General features: G+C 46.2%; 21 protein-coding genes. 10 read left to right on the top strand and 11 right to left on the bottom strand.

Features of this window, described 5'->3' with window-relative positions:
- Positions 1 to 76 precede the first annotated feature (76 nt).
- Positions 77 to 556, top strand: a complete 480-nt coding sequence (locus tag AC1DXC_RS11160; protein WP_477459234.1) for a DUF6932 family protein — start codon at positions 77 to 79, stop codon at positions 554 to 556.
- Between the two features lie 9 nt (positions 557 to 565).
- Positions 566 to 838: a hypothetical protein gene (locus tag AC1DXC_RS11165; protein ID WP_477459235.1), complete on the top strand. Its 273-nt coding sequence runs from the start codon at positions 566 to 568 to the stop codon at positions 836 to 838.
- Between the two features lie 6 nt (positions 839 to 844).
- Here the strand turns inward: AC1DXC_RS11165 and AC1DXC_RS11170 are convergent, their stop codons facing one another.
- Both AC1DXC_RS11170 and AC1DXC_RS11175 read right to left on the bottom strand, forming a co-directional pair.
- On the bottom strand, positions 845 to 2,740 hold the full coding sequence (locus AC1DXC_RS11170; RefSeq protein WP_477459236.1) for a RecQ family ATP-dependent DNA helicase: 1,896 nt from the start codon (positions 2,738 to 2,740) through the stop codon (positions 845 to 847).
- A 99-nt stretch (positions 2,741 to 2,839) separates the two neighbouring features.
- On the bottom strand, positions 2,840 to 4,126 hold the full coding sequence (locus AC1DXC_RS11175) for a citrate synthase (protein WP_477459237.1): 1,287 nt from the start codon (positions 4,124 to 4,126) through the stop codon (positions 2,840 to 2,842).
- 144 nt (positions 4,127 to 4,270) lie between these two features.
- On the opposite strand from AC1DXC_RS11175, the gene AC1DXC_RS11180 reads away from it, so the two are divergent.
- Positions 4,271 to 7,528 carry a PAS domain-containing hybrid sensor histidine kinase/response regulator gene (locus AC1DXC_RS11180; RefSeq protein ID WP_477459238.1) on the top strand — a complete coding sequence of 1,086 codons (3,258 nt, stop codon included), beginning with the start codon at positions 4,271 to 4,273 and terminating at the stop codon, positions 7,526 to 7,528.
- Here the strand turns inward: AC1DXC_RS11180 and AC1DXC_RS11185 are convergent.
- On the bottom strand, positions 7,525 to 7,995 hold the full coding sequence (locus AC1DXC_RS11185; protein ID WP_477459239.1) for a hypothetical protein: 471 nt from the start codon (positions 7,993 to 7,995) through the stop codon (positions 7,525 to 7,527). The two genes, AC1DXC_RS11180 and AC1DXC_RS11185, sit on opposite strands and share 4 nt — an antisense overlap.
- Positions 7,996 to 8,012: 17 nt before the next feature.
- Entirely contained in the window at positions 8,013 to 9,260 is a 1,248-nt protein-coding gene (locus AC1DXC_RS11190; RefSeq protein ID WP_477459240.1) for an ABC transporter permease, read from the bottom strand.
- Between the two features lie 205 nt (positions 9,261 to 9,465).
- Here AC1DXC_RS11190 and queA point away from each other — a divergent pair, with 205 nt between their 5' ends.
- Positions 9,466 to 10,515, top strand: coding sequence for a tRNA preQ1(34) S-adenosylmethionine ribosyltransferase-isomerase QueA (gene queA / locus AC1DXC_RS11195; RefSeq protein ID WP_477459241.1), 1,050 nt, complete (start codon positions 9,466 to 9,468; stop codon positions 10,513 to 10,515).
- Positions 10,516 to 10,688: 173 nt separating this feature from the next.
- A complete protein-coding gene (locus AC1DXC_RS11200) occupies positions 10,689 to 11,405 on the top strand; it encodes a 2-C-methyl-D-erythritol 4-phosphate cytidylyltransferase (protein WP_477459242.1) in 717 nt (238 codons plus the stop codon).
- A 38-nt stretch (positions 11,406 to 11,443) separates the two neighbouring features.
- Here the strand turns inward: AC1DXC_RS11200 and AC1DXC_RS11205 are convergent, their stop codons facing one another.
- The 5 genes from AC1DXC_RS11205 to AC1DXC_RS11225 all read right to left on the bottom strand — a co-directional run bounded on the left by AC1DXC_RS11205 (position 11,444) and on the right by AC1DXC_RS11225 (position 13,180).
- The gene (locus tag AC1DXC_RS11205) at positions 11,444 to 11,593 is read right to left on the bottom strand and encodes a lmo0937 family membrane protein (protein WP_477459243.1); all 150 of its coding nucleotides are present in this window, start codon (positions 11,591 to 11,593) and stop codon (positions 11,444 to 11,446) included.
- A 154-nt stretch (positions 11,594 to 11,747) separates the two neighbouring features.
- Positions 11,748 to 11,894 carry a lmo0937 family membrane protein gene (locus AC1DXC_RS11210; RefSeq protein WP_477459244.1) on the bottom strand — a complete coding sequence of 49 codons (147 nt, stop codon included), beginning with the start codon at positions 11,892 to 11,894 and terminating at the stop codon, positions 11,748 to 11,750.
- Positions 11,895 to 12,053: 159 nt separating this feature from the next.
- Entirely contained in the window at positions 12,054 to 12,200 is a 147-nt protein-coding gene (locus tag AC1DXC_RS11215; protein WP_477459245.1) for a lmo0937 family membrane protein, read from the bottom strand.
- Positions 12,201 to 12,325: 125 nt separating this feature from the next.
- Positions 12,326 to 12,547, bottom strand: a complete 222-nt coding sequence (locus AC1DXC_RS11220) for a DUF2795 domain-containing protein (protein ID WP_002996718.1) — start codon at positions 12,545 to 12,547, stop codon at positions 12,326 to 12,328.
- Between the two features lie 84 nt (positions 12,548 to 12,631).
- Complete coding sequence (locus AC1DXC_RS11225) at positions 12,632 to 13,180, bottom strand: cob(I)yrinic acid a,c-diamide adenosyltransferase (RefSeq protein ID WP_477459246.1); 549 nt, start codon at positions 13,178 to 13,180, stop codon at positions 12,632 to 12,634.
- Between the two features lie 201 nt (positions 13,181 to 13,381).
- Between AC1DXC_RS11225 and AC1DXC_RS11230 the strand changes: the two genes are divergently transcribed.
- The 4 genes from AC1DXC_RS11230 (at position 13,382) to AC1DXC_RS11245 (ending at position 17,345) form a co-directional block, all read left to right on the top strand.
- Complete coding sequence (locus AC1DXC_RS11230; RefSeq protein WP_477459247.1) at positions 13,382 to 14,380, top strand: chitinase; 999 nt, start codon at positions 13,382 to 13,384, stop codon at positions 14,378 to 14,380.
- Between the two features lie 102 nt (positions 14,381 to 14,482).
- Entirely contained in the window at positions 14,483 to 15,868 is a 1,386-nt protein-coding gene (locus AC1DXC_RS11235) for a cyanophycinase (protein ID WP_477459248.1), read from the top strand.
- Between the two features lie 26 nt (positions 15,869 to 15,894).
- Positions 15,895 to 16,332 carry a hypothetical protein gene (locus tag AC1DXC_RS11240; RefSeq protein ID WP_477459249.1) on the top strand — a complete coding sequence of 146 codons (438 nt, stop codon included), beginning with the start codon at positions 15,895 to 15,897 and terminating at the stop codon, positions 16,330 to 16,332.
- Between the two features lie 275 nt (positions 16,333 to 16,607).
- The gene (locus AC1DXC_RS11245) at positions 16,608 to 17,345 is read left to right on the top strand and encodes a hypothetical protein (RefSeq protein ID WP_477459250.1); all 738 of its coding nucleotides are present in this window, start codon (positions 16,608 to 16,610) and stop codon (positions 17,343 to 17,345) included.
- 80 nt (positions 17,346 to 17,425) lie between these two features.
- Here the strand turns inward: AC1DXC_RS11245 and AC1DXC_RS11250 are convergent, their stop codons facing one another.
- Together AC1DXC_RS11250 and AC1DXC_RS11255 are read right to left on the bottom strand one after the other, a co-directional pair.
- Positions 17,426 to 18,640: an ABC transporter substrate-binding protein gene (locus tag AC1DXC_RS11250; protein WP_477459251.1), complete on the bottom strand. Its 1,215-nt coding sequence runs from the start codon at positions 18,638 to 18,640 to the stop codon at positions 17,426 to 17,428.
- 92 nt (positions 18,641 to 18,732) lie between these two features.
- Positions 18,733 to 19,104 (bottom strand): chorismate mutase, encoded by a 372-nt coding sequence (locus AC1DXC_RS11255; protein ID WP_477459252.1) that lies wholly within the window; start codon positions 19,102 to 19,104, stop codon positions 18,733 to 18,735.
- A gap of 88 nt (positions 19,105 to 19,192) precedes the next feature.
- On the opposite strand from AC1DXC_RS11255, the gene AC1DXC_RS11260 reads away from it, so the two are divergent.
- Positions 19,193 to 19,810 (top strand): hypothetical protein, encoded by a 618-nt coding sequence (locus tag AC1DXC_RS11260; RefSeq protein ID WP_477459253.1) that lies wholly within the window; start codon positions 19,193 to 19,195, stop codon positions 19,808 to 19,810.
- Positions 19,811 to 19,818: the final 8 nt, after the last annotated feature.

Consider the following 19,818-nt stretch of genomic DNA (forward strand, 5'->3'; position numbering starts at 1 on the left):
GAAATCCACATGGTGAACTGGCTGATTAGGAGTACGCAGAAATGATATATATATTTACGAACCAAGTGTTATAAATATGTTTGATTTTAACCAACGTGGCCTTCTTATCCCCGAAACCACGATAGCTTGTAGTTTGGCAGCGTTTGAAGAGGAATTTGTTATTAGACCCGATAGTGAAAAGCGCCGCTATTTATTTGAACAGTACAAATTGTATTGCAACGATTTGAAAGTTGTTTGCGGTAATAGCGATATAAAACAATGGATAGATGGATCCTACGTTACAAAAAATAAAAATCCACTGGATATTGATATCGTTTCCTTTATAGATTACGATGTCGTAAAGGCTAAAGAAAAAGCTTTAAAACAATTCATCTACCCAAATAGCGTGCATAGCTACGGAATAGACGGCTATATTGTGGTTGTGCATTCTTCCGAAAGCAAGTCGTTTTATATCACCGAAGCCGACAAAGCATACTGGTTAGACCATTTTGGTAAAACAAAACCAACCGCGCAGCGAAAAAGAGTGCCAAAAGGTTTTTTAGAAATAAATGTTTAAATTTGAATTATGAGGCGTATTCATCATTTAAAAGAATTGATTGAAAATATCAAAAAAACTGAAGAGATGATTTCCTTGCACAGGCAGGATGACCTTGGTTTGATGTCTGCTCAATACGAAATTTTAAAAGCAAAGCAAATTGCTGAATTTATTGATGAGTTGGCAAAGCCGCCTTTTCAATCTGTTGAGAGTTTTTCTTTGATAAAATTAATGATTAATAAATATTACCCATCCGACAAAGTAGAACAAAAGGAATTGAAGGAATTGGCATTAGCAATTTAGTCCCCCCTACAAATAATACTTCTCCCCGTCCGTTTTTATTTTCCCGGCATCCAGCAGTAGGCGCAGCGTTTCTATCTTTTCTTTTTCAGTGCCACGCTTCAGGCTCGTTATCAGTTGGCCAATGTTGTGGGCATCTACGCTTAACAGCTCCACTATTTCGTTGGTGATGTTCTCGAATATCTCCGACGCATTCTTTTGCCGCTTTTCGGTAAGGCAAACATCGCATACCCCACATCTGGCGGCGTTGGTTTCGTCGAAATAGGCCAACAACATCTGGCTGCGGCAGCGTTTGTGCTCGGCATAGGCAAATACGGCCTCCATCTTTTTGCGGTAGGTGGCCTTGCGGGCCTCTATATCTGCCTTGTTGATGAATACATTATCGTTGTGTTGCCGTGGCATTAGCCAGGTTATCTGCGGCTTGTCAGTTTGAGGCAGGTAATTCAGCAGTTGGTAGCCGCCCAACTGGTTCAACCCATCTACCACCTGCTGCACGCTCATGCCGGTGCGCCGCGCTAGGTCGAACTCTTTCAGCCGTACGTAATTCTCGAAGGAGCCGCCATACGATCGCAGCAGCGTTTTGATGAATGGGTCCCAGCCGGGGTTCTGTATCTGGAAGTTGTAAAGTTCTTCGTTAGTCACCTCGAACCTGAAGCGCGAGGGCAGGAAAACGCTCTCGGTAAATGCCACATATTCGTTCTGCTCTAAAAACTTCAGCGCGTTAAGGGTTTTGATGGCATCGAGCTTATAGGTGCTGCAAAAATCGGCCAGATCCAGGTCGAAGCTTAGTCCCTCCCCGCTATCATACGCTACCCGGCAGTAATTGGCCAGGTAATGGTAGGTTTGCTTGATTTCTGCAACCGAGGGGAAACTCTGCGCGAATACTTTCTCGCGACGCAGCCTGTCTATGCCATCGTAAAGTAATACCCCGTATGCCTTTTGCTCGTCGCGACCGGCGCGACCGGCCTCCTGGTAATAAGCCTCCAGGCTATCGGGGGCCTCCAGGTGTACCACTAAACGCACATCCGGTTTATCTATCCCCATACCGAAGGCATTGGTGGCTACGATGATGCGGGTTCGGTTGTTTTTCCAGGCCTCTTGTTTTTCGCTGCGCTCATCGGCGCTGAGGCCACCGTGGTAATAATCGGCCTTGTAATTGTGTTCGTTTAGGAATTTGGCCACATCGGCAGTGCCTTTGCGTGTACGCACGTAAACAATGCCGCTGCCTTTTACCCCGCTAACCACATCCATAAGGGCGCGGCTCTTGTTTTCGGCATGGCGCACTACGTAGCTGATATTTTTACGAGCAAAGCTTTGCTGGTACAGCATGCTGCCTGGTTTAAACAAAAGCTTCTCTTGTATATCTACGCGCACATCGGCCGTGGCTGTTGCCGTGAGGGCCAGCACAGGTACTTTGGGGTGCAGGTCGCGCAGTTCGGCAATATGAAGGTAGGGCGGACGGAAATCATAGCCCCATTGCGATATACAATGTGCTTCATCTACCGCAAAAAGGTTTACCTTCATGTACTTGATGCGTTCTCGCACCAATTCGGATAACAAACGCTCTGGCGAGAGGTACAGGAACTTGGTGTAGCCGTAAATACAATTATCCAGGGCGATATCCACCTCGCGGCGGCTCATGCCCGATACGATGGAAACCGCATCGATGCCCTTCTCCCTCAGGTTCTCCACCTGGTCTTTCATCAGCGCGATGAGCGGCGATACTACGATGCAGATACCATCCTTAGCCAAAGCCGGTATCTGGAAACACACCGATTTGCCACCGCCGGTAGGCAGCAAGGCCAGCGTATCGTGCCCCTGCATTACCGACGCGATGATCTCCTCCTGCATCGGCCGAAAGTTATCGTGGCCCCAATATTGCTTAAGCAGTTCGCGTGTGGTCATCTGGCTGGTTATAAAAAAAGCCCGGCAAATGGCGGGCTTTTGTTGTATTTATTATAGCGATGGGTTTGAAACCCATCGCTATGGTGTAAAAAGATTTAACTATCTTCCCTTAATATCGGTATATTCCCTATCCGTAGCACCAACGTATATCTGGCGCGGGCGGCCAATAGGTTCTTTGTTGGCTTTCATTTCTTTCCACTGGGCAATCCATCCCGGCAGGCGGCCAAGGGCAAACAGCACGGTAAACATATCTGTAGGGAAACCTAAGGCGGTATAAATAATGCCCGAGTAAAAATCTACGTTAGGGTAAAGCTTGCGCTCAACAAAGTATGGGTCGCTCAGGGCAACTTCTTCCAGTTTTTTGGCAATTTCCAGGGTTTCATCCTGTATGTGCAGTTTTTCCAGGATATCGTCGCAGGCCTTTTTGATGATTTTTGCCCTCGGGTCGAAATTTTTGTAAACGCGGTGCCCAAAACCCATCAAACGGAAAGGATCGTTCTTATCCTTGGCTTTTTTGATCCACTTATCGGTATCACCGCCGTCCTCTTTTATCTTCTGCAGCATCTCTATCACCGCCTGGTTGGCGCCGCCGTGCAGCGGCCCCCAAAGTGCAGATATCCCCGCAGAAATAGAAGCATACAGGTTAGCGTCTGACGAACCAACGATACGCACGGTTGAAGCCGAGCAATTCTGCTCATGATCTGCATGCAGTATCAGCAGTTTGTTCATGGCGCTTACCACTACAGGGTCTATTACCACGTCCTCGGTACGTTGCCCAAAGGTCATGTACAAAAAGTTGGTTACGTAATCCAGCTTATTCTGCGGATACATCATGGGGTGTCCCAACGATTTTTTGTATATCCACGATACGATGGTACTCATTTTAGCAATCAGCTTGATAATTTCCAGGTTCACCTCCTCGGCAGTAAGGCCCGGCTTAAGCGATGCCGGGTTGAAAGCCGCCAAAGCGCCAATCAACGACGATAACTGCCCCATAGGGTGCGAGCCGGAAGGGAAGCCATCGAAAAACTTCTTCATATCCTCGTGCACCAGGGTGTGGCGGCTAATCTCGCGCCCAAAGCTTTCCAGCTGCCCGGCAGTTGGCAATTCGCCGTATATCAGCAGGTATGCAACCTCTATAAAGCTCGATTTTTCGGCCAGTTCCTCTATAGGGTAACCGCGGTATTTAAGTATGCCTACCTCGCCATCTAAAAAGGTAATGGCGCTTTTGGTAGCACCGGTATTCTTATACCCTACGTCTAAAGTAACGTAGCCGCTTAAGTCGCGCAGTTTAGAAATATCTATCGCCTTTTCGCCCTCGGTGCCTTCAATTACAGGCAGTTCGTATGTTTTATCACCAATTTTTAGTTGTGCGGTATCAGACATGGAAAATATAGTATTTGCAACAAATGTAAGTAAATATGCGTATAAACAGGCTTCAAGATACAATTTACTAATTGTAAAATTCTTATTCCGGTAGATGCGTTTTTACCGTATATTGTTGGCTGATGTTAAAAAAACACCCCTTGCATGGCGTTTAAGGAAAAAACCCTGCTGAAGATAGATAACGACCATACGGTTTACCGCCTGCTTCTGCTGGGTTTGCTTATCGCAAGCCCATCGCTTCACTATTTGTGTTATTACAACTCTTACGACCCTATCTGGCTACGCGCTGTAAACTGTCTTTTTTGTGCCCTGGCGCTCGGCCTGTCGTTCGGCAGGTATAAAACGGCATACAAGTACTCGGTTTACGCAACCATTATAGCGTACCTTGCCATCAACAACGGCGTATTGCTGGGCAAAAACGGTTTTGAGCATGTGTACCTGTTCAGTTCTATCACCATATTCATTTCGCTTACATTTTTTTGCAGCAAACGCTGGGAGTTTGTTACCATTAGCGTATTGAACCTGGTGGTTATCCTCTGCGCCTATTATACCTCGCCCAAGCTGTTTATCTCAGGCACCATACTCATCATATTGCTGGTGATATTCACGTTAATAGCCTATGTATCGTTCTTTGTGATGGGAAGCTACCAACAGCAGTTCAGGAAAGCAATAAACGATGTATTGCAACTGAACGAAAGCCTGGTAGCTAACGACCATAAGCTGCGCGAGAGCCGCCAGCAATTGCACGCGCTCATCAGTTCGATGAACGATACCATCTTCGAGCTCGACGAGGACATCATATGCCTAAACGTATGGTTCGGGCCGCATAGCCCGCCGTACGTTACCCGCGAACAGTTCCTCAATAAACATTTGGTCGAAGTGATGGGCCCGGCGCAGGCCGTACCTTTTGCAAAGGCCTTTGACCATGTAATGAAACACCGCGAGCCCTACACGCTGGAGTTCCCTTCGCTGTACGGGCAGCCAAAATGGTTTATGGCCAAAGCGGCGCCTGTGTTCGATATCAACGGCAATTATTTGCACCGCATCTCGGTATCAGTTACGGATATTACCGAGCAAAAGAAACGTGCCGATGCTTTACAGGAGAGCGAATATTTGCTTCAGCAGGCACAAAGCATAGCCAAAACCGGCAACTGGTGGTTTGATGCCCAAACGCGCGAAGATTACTGGTCGGATAATTTATTTAAGATACTTGAACTTGATTCGATACTGCAAGGCGTTGATAAATTCAAGTATTACATGAGCCTGGTGCATCCGGATGACTTGAAGAAGACCGCAGCGTACTTCGAAAACATTACCACTATTACCAACCTCAACCACGAGCATAAACTGGTAACGCCTAGGGGGAATGTTAAATATATAAAGATATTGCGCGGCGATTTGCAAACCGATGAAGCCGGCAAGTTAAGCCGTATTGTTGGTATAATACAGGATATAACAGAGGCCCGGCTTGCCGAAAAAGCGGTGAAAGTAAGCCAGGCCGAATTGCAGGAAGCGCAAACCATAGCCAAAATAGGCAACTGGAAATTTTATAACGCTACAAAAAAACTTACCTGGAGCGAAGAAATAAGCGCCATATACGAACTGGATGAACACGAAGCATCGTTAACGCACGCGGGCAGGGCGTTAATAAAATATATACACCCCGACGATGTATATATTGTAAGAAACCTGTTTAAGGCCGCATCCGATGTAGCAGTAGAGTACCGCATTATAACGCCTAAGGGCAAATTAAAACATATCAGCGTTATTACCGGTAAACTGAAATACCGCGAGGATGGCAGCCTGCGTAAGATAGTAGGCACCCTACAGGATATTACCCAGCGGAAGCAGGCCGAAATAGAACACAAAAGCACCGAAAATAAATTCCGCCAGGTGCTGGAAACCATTAACCTGGCCGCGCTTTCGCTGGATGAGAAAGGGGAAGTGATATTCTGCAACAAGCACCTGGCCAACCTGCTTGGCTACCAGCAGGATGAGATACTGGGTATGAATTGGATGGATAATTTTATCCCCGAGGACCTGCGCGAGATGATGACGGACTGGTTTATCACCAATACCGTAAAAGTGCATTACGTAAACCCGGTTATCTGCCGCAGCGGCGAGTTGCGTACCATCAGCTGGCAAAACACCATCAGCTACGATAACGAAGGCAATCTTAAAGGCACCACCAGCATAGGCGAAGATATTACCAGGCAGCAAATTGCCCGGCAGGAATTAATCACCGCCAAAGAACAAGCCGAGCGTGCCTCGCGCTTCAAATCGGAGTTCCTGTCTATCATGAGCCATGAGATACGCACGCCCATGAACGCGGTAATAGGCACAACCAATTTGCTGCTGGCCGAAGACCCAAGGCCCGAACAACTGGAGTACCTCAATACGCTTAAATTCAGCGGAGAGAACCTGCTGGCTATTATCAACGATATACTTGATTATAATAAGATAGAGGCCGGCAAACTGGTGCTCAATAACTCGCCGTTCAACATTCATCACCTGGCGCAAAACATCAAGCAATCGTTCTACGCCCGGGCGGTGGAGAAAAACCTGGAAATAGAACTCATTGCCGACCAAAGCATCCCCGCATACCTCGTAGGCGATCAAAACAGGCTTAGCCAGGTACTCATAAACCTGGTGAACAACGCCGTTAAGTTTACCAAACAAGGCAAGGTGGGCATTGTGCTGCAGAAAGAGCGGGCCACAGATGGCGAAATACTCATCACCTTTAAGGTTACCGATACGGGCATTGGCATAGCTGCCGAGAACTTCGGGATAATATTCGATCCATTTATACAGGAAGAACAAGTTATCAATGCCGATTATGGCGGCACCGGCCTCGGGCTGGCGATAACCAAAAGGCTGGTGGAGCTTTACAAAAGCAGCATACATGTTACCAGCGAACTGGGCAAGGGCACCCAGTTTATTTTTTCGGTATGGTTCCAGCTGGCAGAGCAGGCACCGGCGCTGCCGGAAAAACCTGTCGCTACCTTATTGCCGCCCGATCTTTACGGCATGAATATTTTGGTGGTAGATGATAATAAGATGAATATTATGATAGCAGCCAAATTCCTCAAAAAATGGCAGGCTAATGTGGATGATGCCGCCAACGGGCTGATAGCCGTGAAAATGGCCGGCGAAAAGGCTTACGACTTAATCATTATGGACCTGCAGATGCCTGTGATGGATGGCTTCGAGGCTTCAGCTATCATCAAAGAACAACAACCCTCGCTGCCTATCATCGCCTTCACGGCCGATGCTATGCCAGAAACCCATACCAAAGCCTTTGAGCATGGCATGAGCGATTTCCTCACGAAGCCCTTCGTGCCCGAGGTGCTTTTCGAAAAGGTATCCAGGCATTGTAAGCCAGTAATAACCCAGAATATTTAACCGGCTTTAGGCGGTGCTGCGTTTTTTACGTACGATGCCAGAGCTTTCCGGGCGAAACAGATTGCTGCCGCTGTAATAAACGACATGGATAACCCGAGGGCTGCACGCTTCTGGAAAACGAAGATTTCCGGATAGGATGTACCGTTGTACACCACGGTGCCAGTAAATAGGCCGAACAGGCAGGGTCTTCCCAATACAAAAGCAGCGATAAGTTCTGATAGCAGGTACATCATTAAGCAATAAGCAGCTATATGCCTCAGCTTGCTTCTGATAAAGTAATAGAACAAGAAAGAAAAAGCCAGCAACCCAAAGGCCATCAATACGGAGAAGAGCAGGAACATGCCCATAGTTTCGCTGCCATCCTTTATACGCGGCAAAAAGCCGAAATCGAATACAAGCGCAAAACTTATAGCATAGGTAAAGTAATCTGAAGCAGCAGGCGGCAGTAGTTTAAAATATTTGGCCATTGCCCGCCTGATGCTAATTAATTGGTACGTATTGCCTCAACAGGATCCATGCGGGATGCAAACCAGGCCGGTATAATGCCCGCAATGATGCCGATGATTACCGAAATACTTAAGCCTCTGATGATATTGGTTGTGTCTAAAACAATTTGGAGCCCCGAGGCTGCCTTAGCCCCCACGGTGCCCAGGTACACAAGCCCCAGCCCGATAAGCCCCCCCATCAGGCAAAGTACCACCGATTCGATGAGGAACTGCAGCAGGATAAAATAATTTTTGGCACCCAATGATTTCTGTATGCCGATGATATTGGTACGCTCTTTTACCGATACGAACATGATGTTAGCAATACCAAAACCGCCAACCAGTACGCTGAAGCCACCTATGATGGCGCCCGCGACGTTCACGAAGCCGAAAACGCTATCCAACTGGTTGGAGATGACGCTTGATTTGTTGAGGGCGAAGTTATCTTCATCGCCGGGGCGAATGCTACGGATAGAGCGCATCAGCCCGCGTACTTCGCTTTCTACTTCATCTTCGGAAAGGTTGTCGTGCCCTCGGATTACTAACGAAGGCGAGTATTTTTCGTCCTCTATATCGATAACGTTTTTGGCGAAATTCAATGGCACAATCAATTGCTTATCGGTAGAAATACCCAGCATATCATCTCCCTGCTTGCTAAAAACACCTATAATGGTAACCTTGCGGCCCATTATCTTCATTTGCTTGCCCACAGCATCGCCGGAGGGGAACAGGTTGTCGGCTATATCATAACCAACGATGGCCACTGGCGAGCCTGTACGCGATTCAATATCTGTAAAATATCGCCCATCCTGAAAATCGAAGCTAATTACCTTATCGTGCTCATGCGATACCGCGCCTATCTGTGCGCCATCTACCGTGTTGCTACCATATTTTACGGTACGGTTAGCAATGCTTATCTCATAAGTAATAGCCTTGGCAGTTTGGCTGCGGCGGCGCATCTGCTCAAAATCGCGCAGCTTAGGCACGGGGCGTTGCATATACTTCCACCAGGGAAAGTTATCCTCGCCTACCCAGGGCCATTTCTCCACGTAAATACTGTTATTGCCTAGCTTATTTACGCTTGCCTGCAAGTTATTGCGCAGGGTATCAACCGCAGAGCGTACCGCAATGATGGTAAATATACCAATGGTTACGCCCAGCAGGGAAAGCAGCGTACGCAACTTGTTTTGCCTGAGCGCATCGTATGCAAACAGGAAGCTCTCGCGGATAAGTTTTAATATGATCATATCGGTATCGTTATCGTAACAGGCAAAGCGCCCCGTGCTTTTATAGCTGTGCAGGGCGATATGGGGTTTAGACTGCGGCTGCGGCTTTAAGTTACAGCGTTCGCCATAAAAGTATTTTTCTAATAATCAAAACGAAATGTTATAAAAATCGGTTAAACTAACAAAAATTCCGTACATTTGCGCCCTGAAAATTCATATATAAAGCATGAAATTATCCCAGTTTAAATTCAATTTACCCGAGTCACTTATCGCTCATTCGCCATCTGACATACGCGATCAATCGCGCTTAATGGTGCTCCACCGCGATTCGGGCAAAATTGAGCATAAAATATTTAAGGATATATTGGATTATTTTGATGACAAGGATGTAATGATCCTGAACAACACCAAAGTATTCCCTGCGCGCATGTATGGCAATAAAGAAAAAACCGGTGCCACCATCGAAGTTTTCCTGCTGCGCGAACTTAATAAAGAACTACGCCTTTGGGACGTTTTGGTTGACCCGGCCCGCAAAATACGCGTAGGCAACAAATTATACTTTGGCGACGACGACTTACTGATAGCCGAGGTTGTTGATAACACCACGTCGCGCGGCCGCACCATCCGCTTCTTGTTCGACGGTACCGACGAGGAATTCCGCCGCAACGTAGAAATACTGGGCGAAACACCGCTGCCAAAATATATCAAACGCAAAGCCACTGCCGACGATAAAGAACGCTACCAAACCATATTTGCCAAGCACGAAGGCGCAGTTGCTGCCCCTACCGCCGGCCTGCACTTTAGCCGCGAGCTGATGAAACGCCTGGAACTGAAAGGCGTTGAATTTGCCGAGGTTACCCTGCACGTTGGTTTAGGCACATTCCGCCCGGTTGAAGTGGAGGACCTTACCAAGCACAAGATGGATTCTGAACAGTTTATCATCGAAGCAAAACAGGCAGATATCGTAAACAAAGGCATCGAGCGCAAGAGCCGCATCTGCGCCGTGGGTACCACGTCTATGCGTACTATCGAGTCGGCTGTATCGGCCAACAAAACGCTTAAAGCCGCAAACGATTGGACCAGCAAGTTCATCTTCCCGCCATACGAATTCAGCATAGCGAACAGCATGATAACCAATTTTCACACGCCCGAGTCTACCTTATTGATGATGGTGAGTGCATTTGGCGGTTACGAGCACGTAATGAACGCCTACGAAATTGCCGTTAAAGAGAAATACCGCTTTTACAGCTACGGCGACGCGATGCTGATTATCTAAATTTAGATTTGAGATATTAGATGTGAGATTTGAGACTAGCTCAATTTCATCAAGATACAAATGAGATATAAGCGAAAGTTTATATCTCATTTGTGTTTTATAGCTTTGGTGCTAATAAAGCCGCCATGCATATTTTATCTCATATCTCATATCTCACGTCTAAAATCTAAAGCATGTCCCATCTCAAATCTAAAATCCCAAATCTAAAATCTAAAACCTACGCCGTCATCGTAGCTGGTGGTTCGGGCACACGGATGCAGTCGGCCTTGCCTAAGCAATTCATTGGGCTGAACGGCAAGCCGGTGCTGATGCATACGCTGGAGGCTTTCTCTGCCAGTGTCCTGCAGCCGAAGCTGATTGTGGTACTGCATGCGCGCTATCATACGCTGTGGAAAGAGCTATGCGCTGTGCATAACTTTGTTATAAAACACGCATTAATTGCAGGCGGCGAAACGCGCTTCCATTCGGTTAAAAATGCAATTGACCAAATTACCGATAAAAATGTGCTAATTGCTGTACACGATGCCGTTAGGCCTCTTATAAGCCCTGCGGTGATAGACGAGGCCTATAATTGCGCCGAGGCCCATGGCAGCGCCGTAGTAGCCGTTAAAAGCCGCGATTCGGTAAGGCAGTTAGAGGGCGACTCCTCGCAAAGCTTAAACCGCGAGGGCATCTACCTGGTACAAACTCCGCAAACCTTTCAATCAGAAATATTAAGGGAAGCCTACCAACAACCTTTCGACCCTAAATTTACCGATGATGCATCGGTAGTGGAACAGCTAGGCGTTGAAATACAGCTAATTGAAGGCAATTACAGCAATATCAAGATAACTTTCCCCGATGATATTGCCATTGCCGAGGCCCTTATAAACAAAAAACCATCGGCCTAATAAGCCGATGGTTAATTATTTTGCTTGCGGGTGGATTATCAGGCTCTTCTGATAACGCCAAGTAGTAAAGCGATAATAGCAATTACCAATAATACGTGGATAATATTGCCGCCAAACGGACTTACGAACGCGCCGAAAATCCAGATAACGACCAGGATAACCGCGACAAGGTACAATAAGCTTCTCATGTTGTTGTGTTTTTATATGTTAATGTTTCAGTAGATTGTACTGGCCTAATGCCAAAACCATTCCAAAAACGTAAAAAAAAACAGATATTGCGTTTGCGTATCCATTCATAAATTATCTACAACGTTGCGGCCATGCGCAAACGTTATATACTTATCAGGCCCGCCTGATAATGCCTAGTAACAACGCTACGATAGCGATTACCAGTAATGCATGTATTAGGTTACCTGCGTGGCTAAAGAAAAAACCGAATATCCATCCAATAACCAGCATAACGGCAATGATGTACAATATACCCCTCATGTTGTTGTGTGTTATAATTGTTAAAGTTTCAGTTGACTGTATTGGCGTAAATGCCAAAACCAATGCAAAACGCCATAAAAAAACGGGCGCCGCTGTTGCAATGCCCGTTGATTTGAATTATCTATAAAGCTGCGGCCATGCGCAGACATTGTTTATTGGTCAGGCCCTCCTGATAACGCCTAATATTAATGCTATAATGGCTATAACCAATAAGATGTGGATTAAGCTGCCGGCGTTTCCGTAGAAGTACCCGAATAGCCATCCAATGATCAGGATGACGGCGATGATGTACAATAAGCCTCTCATAATGCTGTGTTTTATATTTAAGTATAGATGTATTTACATATAGCCATACCAAAACCGTTCCAAAAACGTTGCCCACAAAAAAAGCCCCCACAAATGCGGAGGCTCTAAGTATTATACAAGTATAATTAATACTCGTCTTCGTTAAAAAAGAAATCGTCTTTAGTAGGATAATCCGGCCAAATCTCCTCTATGTTCTCATACGGTTCGCCATCGTCTTCAAGTGCCTGTAGGTTTTCTATAACCTCCACCGGCGCGCCCGAACGGATTGCATAATCAATTAATTCATCTTTTGTTGCCGGCCATGGCGCATCTTCTAAATGCGATGCTAATTCAAGTGTCCAATACATGTTTTTATATTAGTTGGGTAAATTTCCTTTTTCGCAAAAGTATAATATTTTTAAATTGATTTTTACTATTTTTTTGTAATTTTTTTATAATCTTGGTAACCACTGATTTTCAGCAACTTTTGCATCAAAGCCCACCATACGCCCAAGCGTAAACAGGTAGTCGCTCAGCCGGTTAAGGTAAATATTCACTAACTCATCAACCGTGCTTTCCTCCGCCAGGTGCACGCTCAAGCGTTCGGCGCGGCGGCAAACACAGCGGGCTATGTGGCAGTAAGATATAACATTATTTCCGCCCGGCAAAATAAAATGACGCAGTTCGGGCAAAGTTTCGTTCATGCGGTCCATTTCCTGCTCCAGCAGCTCCACGTCGGCAGGTTTAAGGTCGGGCGTTACCATACGCGATTTTTCGGGATCGGCCGCCAACGAGGAACCGATGGTGAAGAGCCTGTCCTGTATTTCTTTCAGTATGTCCTTATCATGCGGAGCCAGGTGCTGATCGCGTATAAGGCCAATCCAGCTGTTCAGCTCATCTACGGTACCATAGCTTTCAATGCGCAGGTGGTGCTTGGGCACACGGGTACCGCCAATTAAGGAGGTATAGCCTTTATCGCCGGTTTTAGTATATATCTTCATCTCATGTTTATGATTAACCACAAAGGCCGCTAAGATAAAAACACAAAGTTCACAAAGATTTTTTTGTTTGCTTATTATCGGTTTTAAAAAACTTTGTGCACTTTGTGATAATAAAGCAGCACATCTTTGTGTTCTTTGTGGTAAAATAATCCGAACTTAAATACCAGCGTGGTGTTTGTTCAAATATATATCATTGCTGCCATGAAACTCATCATATCATCCGCTAAGCTTGCTTTAATTTGTTTGCTTGCTATCCCGCTGTTTAGCTTTAAATGCAATAGTGGCAAAATCACGGAGGTGGTATTGCTCCCCCCACCACTCCCCTCTTTCAGTAAATTTCTGAGCGAGAAACAATACAACGACCTTTTCCCCCAGCGCGATAAATTCTATACCTACCAGGCCTTTATAAAAGCGGTTGACGAGATGGCGCAGGTAAAGGTGAAAGTAAACCGGCGTGCGGTTTCCGTTTACCAGTTCGTTCGTACCGATAAACGCACAGGTAAAGACAGTATAGTGCGCCAGGACGGCGACTGGAACGAAGAATGGGCCAAAGAAAAACCCGACAGCACCTTTACTGTTGATTATGGCGGCTTTTGTACTGACAAAGATGCCATAACCAACAAACGCGAACTGGCTGCTTTCTTTGCCCAGATAGCCCATGAAACCCGCCACGGCATTAACGAGAGCTATACCGATGGCCTGATGCTAAAGCGCGAAGCCGATATTACCCGCACCTACGTAAGCGATAGCGACGAATACCCGCCCGTTAAAGGCCAAAAATATTATGGCCGGGGCCCAATACAACTGAGCTATAATGGCAATTATGGTTACGCATCAGACTGCATCTTTGGCAACAAACATATACTGCTGGATAGCCCCGCACTGGTAGAAACCGACCCGGTAGTGGCTTTTAAAACAGCCATTTATTTTTGGATGACGCCCGAAACGCATAAACCAAGCGCACATGATGTAATGGTGGGCAGGTGGCAGCCCAACGCCAAAGACAAGGCCGCCGGCCGCACACCCGGCTTCGGCATGACCATCATCATCGTAAACGGCGAACTGGAATGCAACAAAGGCGAGGATAACTACAGCATGAACGACCGCATTGGCTTTTACCAGTTCTTTTTAAAGAAACTGGGCATAACCGACCCCAATTGCGCCTGCAGCTGCGGCAAGATGGCAGCGTATAAGTATTAATTGATTTCGGATTTGCGGTTTTCGATTTCGGATTTGTATAAAGCACGAATTAGAGAAGTTGAGCATATTGCGATTTCATCTTCAAAGGCTTATGTTTACCTAATGAAGTTTGTACTCGCTTCTTTTTTTTGCCTGGCTTGCTTTACCGGGCTTGCCCGACAAACAACCTTGCCCGATTCGGTAATGGTAAGGGTACATAACAAAGGGAAGTACTATCTAAAGAAATACGCGGTTGATTTGGATGGACACACATACACTTTTTCCGACGTGTGGAAAGGTAAATATTCCGGGTACCAAAAACTACCTTTTATCCGGACACTTAACCATACCGATGTTACCATCGTTCGTAAACGGCTCCTCAACTACGACGAGTGGATAAGCCAGTCAGAAATTCCTATAGATTTTATTGGCGAAAAGACAATCAACAAAGGCAAGGTTTGCATCGAAGTCTTTTCAAAGAAAAAAAATGGACAGCTAATTGTTGAATCGAAAGTTGTTCGGGAAGATACCCAAGTTGCCCCAAAGCCCGATACCACCAAAAAATACCCCAACCGCCCCGCATCCCTCGGCGTTATCGGCGATACCGCCGATTTAAAAACGCCTACCAGGCTTGGTGTGGTGATGATGGGTGGCGGTAAAGACGTAGATGCGGCCTTTAAATGGATGATTAACCGAAGCGGCGGCGGAGATGTGGTGATTATCCGCGCATCGGGTACGGCGGCTTATAACCCCTACATTTATGAACTGGGCAAAGTAAACTCCGTGGAAACGCTCAAAATAGATTCGCGCGAGCTGGCTGATAATGATACGGTGGCCAACATCATCCGCAATGCCGAAATGCTGTTCATCGCCGGCGGCGACCAAAGTAATTACATGAAGTACTGGCGGGGCATCAAAACCATGGCCGCCATAAACTACCTGCTTAACAAAAAGTATGTGCCGGTAGGCGGTACCAGCGCGGGTTGCGCCATCCTGGGCGGCTTTTACTACAGCGGCGAAATTGCCAGCCTTACGGCAGATACGGCGTTGGCCAACCCCTATCACAATTTGGTAAAGCTCTACAATAACGATTTTGTCCACGCCCCCTACCTGCACGATGTAATAACCGACCAGCATTACCTTACCCGCAGCCGCCAGGGCCGCCATGTGGTGTTCCTCGCCCGGATTGCCAAAGACTGGCATGTCTCTATCAAAGGCATAGCCGCCGATGAACGCACCGCCGTTTGCATGGACGAAGACGGACAGGCGGTTGTATTCGGTAGTAGCAAAGCCTATTTCTTGTTACCTGATGCTACGAAACTGCCTGAGACCCTCGCCCCCGGCAAACCATTAAACTGGAACCATGACCAGCAGGCTTTGAAAGTGTATGAAATACAAGGCTCAGACACCGGTGCAGGCCATTTCGATTTGGCTAAATTCGATTTAAGCAAAGCAAGCGGCGGCAATTGGCTGTGGTGGTGGGTGCAGGATGGGGTTTTGCATAAGTAGAATATTGATAAGTTAAATGTAGAATTATGCAAGCACTTGATTTACAAACGCAAATCATACGGAATCTATTTTTTCAAAATGACCTCACTAATCATTACGGTTTGCAAATGGTACTGGAGTTTGATGCAGGATGTTTATATTTCGATTCATCTAAATTAACCTATCAGCAAAGCAAAAAAATATTATCAAGGCAATTATGGAAAAAGCGACTATGGCAAAAAATACCACACCCTGAATTAGATAACAATTTAACTATAACGGCCATTAAAGAGGATGAGGCGACCAACTATTTCATTCAATTCTCTAACGAATCAATCCTTTACATTTATCAGGAAATAGTTGGAGATGGTTTTTGGAGGCAGCAATTTGAGATTGTTGATAAAACCAACCCGAGGTACGCGGATGTGCTTGAACACATGAATGAAGACTGGATAGAGAACACTGTAATTCATCTCGAAAACTAAAGATAAAACCCATAACAATGATAAGTTTCAAGCTTAGCAAATGGGGAAGAGTAGCTTTTAAGGTTTTAATATTTAGCCTCTTAGCAATGGTCCTGTCAAGTATTACCGTTAATCTTTTATTGGATTTTGGCGGAAAAATAATAACGATAATATACGGGATATGCTATGTGGTTATTTTTGCATCAATTTACCTCGTCCTGATATCTCTCATCGTTTTAATTTATCAGCTTATCATGCACCGCAATAAGCCAAGGAAAGCCTGAACCTAAATCACTATGAAACCATCATTGAAAATCCTGCTATTACTCTGCTTTTTAGCTTATCACAGGCCTGCTTCGGCGCAAGCCGACCCACCACCTTACAACACATTAGAGAAACGCAAGGCAGCCAGGAAAGAGCTACTGAAGTATGACCTGTCCGGCATATTTACACATACTGATAACTCTGCGGTATTTGGCTTCATCGGCGATAATTTTCAACGCCTGCGGATAAAATTCCTATCGGCAAAAAAAGACCCTGAAAAGCCCGACACGTATATCGTAACGGGCAAATCGTGGGTGAAAAACAACATCCAGAGTTTTAGCGGTAGGATAACGTTGAACGTGGCGGGTATATCGTCTCCGGATTATTACGGACTTGACGACGAATATAAAGACAAGGGCATAAAAGGCAGGTACACACTTTTAGGCCCCTACGTGCTTTCAGAAACCGGCAATAATGAGCATTCGGGAGTGTTCAAGGGCATGGTCATCGCGAAAATTTATATCGATAAAAATAACGTTGTTCAGTACGATGATATGGACATCCACTCGGATAGTTATTCAAATAATCAATTTATAGGGCAATGGATAAGCCACGATAAAAAGACCCTAAAAACCTGTAATTGGGGCGATTATCGCATCCCTAATTCCAAGGATTTGGATATTGGAGCCGGCGATTTTTCACCGAATGAGAAATACCTGAGCAATGGCTGGGAGAACCTATATGCGCCTTGGCCAACCGACAAACAATAGGCTAATTCGGTTTAAATGCAAAAAGCGCTAATCGGCCACTTAGCCAACCAGCGCTCTCGCAATATCCAGGGAATTCGATCTTAATCGTCGCTCTTGCCTACCAACGCCCATTTATAGCCGGCACCATCTTTAACGATACCGAAGTAATCGAAAGTCCCGCTGGCGCGGTCGCCGGCTGCATCGAGGGCATCGGCACCGGTTATGCCGGTATCTTTATTGGCCTGGGCCACAAACAGGGTTTTTATCTTCGCAAAATCGGTAGTGCTGCCCTTGGCATCTTCAAGCGTATAGGCAATCGTCCATAAGGCATCATAAACGGCCAGGGCGTAAGCATCCGGGTCGGTGCCGGTTTTGGCTTTTATCCTATCGGCAATGGGCTGCCATTTGCTTTGCAGCGCAGTGGGCAAACCGAATGATGGCGCAAAAAAGCCGGTTTTAATGGCAAACTCCGCCGCAACGGCGTTGCCTGTCAATGCAGTGCTCAGCACAACGCCATCGCCGCCGTACCATTTTATACTGTTTAGCGTAGGCTCGGCACTAGCGAGCTTGAATAGCTCGATACCTTCATCAAACGATGCCAGGTAAACCGCAACCTTGCCCGCACCCTTAGATGTGGTTAAGCGTGCAACCTCGGCTTTTATACTGGCTATAACCGATGCATAGTTGGTTGTGGTAATGGCATAGGGTGCAACAGCGCTTACTTCGCCGCCTTTTGTGGTGAATGCCGCACCGGTAGAAGTCTGCAGACCTTTGTTGCCGGCATCGTCGCGGGCAACGGTAACCAAACCTGTGGCACCCTGCTTAAATATGGTTGCACCGCTCGCAGCACCTTCTATCTTATCCGAAGGGCAAAAACGGAACACGTTATCATCGGCAATGGCTAAGCTCCCAGCTGTGCTGCTTTGGCTCACCACCAATACATTGTGGGCATCGGCCTCTGGCTTTATAAGCGCGAGCTCGGCGCTCGATTGCGGCCCGATTACGAATTTTATGCCCCGGTCTTTAGCATCAACGAACAACAACCTGGCTGTTTCGGTTTCGAGTTTGGTATCAGATACCGCAACCGATAGCCTGAAGTTGGCATCCTTTGTGTCCAGGTATTTATTGATATCCTCCTGAGCAATTTCTAAAGCGGCTTTAGAAGTGATGCCCAGAGACGACCAGTTACCCGTTAAGGAAAAAAGCCCCTGCACCCTGATGGCCTGGGGTACGATAACCTTTTTTGATTTTTCGCAGCTTTGCAATAGCAAGGCAACAGCAGTTAAAGTAATAAGGGATAGGAATAATTTTCTCATTTACAGCGTTTTGTTTTGGTGGCAAAATACATAAAATTATCCCTTAGTAAACAACGCTTAATTTAATATTAGGCTAACAATTTACTTCAATCTTAATTTTTAAGGGTGCTGTCACCCTCCATTCGGAGGCTTTCTTTGTGGATGGCGTTCATCAACTCGGTAACGAATTCGGTAGAAAGGCCTTCAACGGCACCCGCTGCAACGGCCCTGTCAACCACTTCTTTAAAGCGGGCAGGCTGTAATGGGGGTACGTTATTCTTCTTTTTATATGCACCAATCTCCCGCACGATGCGTTGCCTGTTACCCAAAACGCTGATGAGGAGTTTATCCAGCGAATCGATTTTCTTGCGGCCGATGCTTAAGTCCTGGTTTATTTGTTCGGCAGTTTTTGTTTGGGCAGATGCAGCGAAGCTAATGGCAATGCAGCAAGCCAGGCAAAGCGCCACTTTTTTGATATGTTTCATCAGGCTGAAGGTTTTAATTATTAGTGTAAAATACACAAAATAATTAATTCGGCTTGTTGCTATATTTAGGCTGTCATAAATTTAAGCAATGAGTAGTTTTTTATTCGATACTAAGGGGCTTTCGCAGGACACGATAGACAGTTTCCAGGCTACGTACGATGAGTTGAGGTCGCGTTTCAATATGCAGCTAACCGGGCATATCAACTTCCATCTGGAAGATTTCGATGCCTTTAACCAGTACCACGATTATAACCTGCTGGGCTCTTACGTTATCAAGAACGGCCATAGCGATTGCTATGTATTGTTTGTAGACACTCATTCCAAAAAAGCACACGAAGGTCTCATTACCGACCATTTTGAATACCAAACCTGGGCCCTGGCCTACCTCAAACGCGATTTTGGTCGTGTAAAAATCCGCCCCGAAACTCTGCGCGATAAATTAGCCGAACTGATACACCCACTGGAGCTGGATTTTAAAGAAGACAAAGCCTTTAGCGATACCTTCTACGTAATGGTGAACGACCATGCCAAAGCCATCAGCTGTATGGACCGCCAGTTCCGTAACGCGGTGATGGATATCCGCGAAGACGATTTCGTGATAGAAATCGTAAACCACACCCTCATTGTAGGCAACAAAAAACCCATAACGCCAGAGCGGGCAATTTACATGGCTGAGTTTGTTTGTAAGCTGGCGGAGGTGTGCTAGTAAGGGTA

Source organism: Mucilaginibacter sp. P2_D11 (assembly GCF_056404435.1).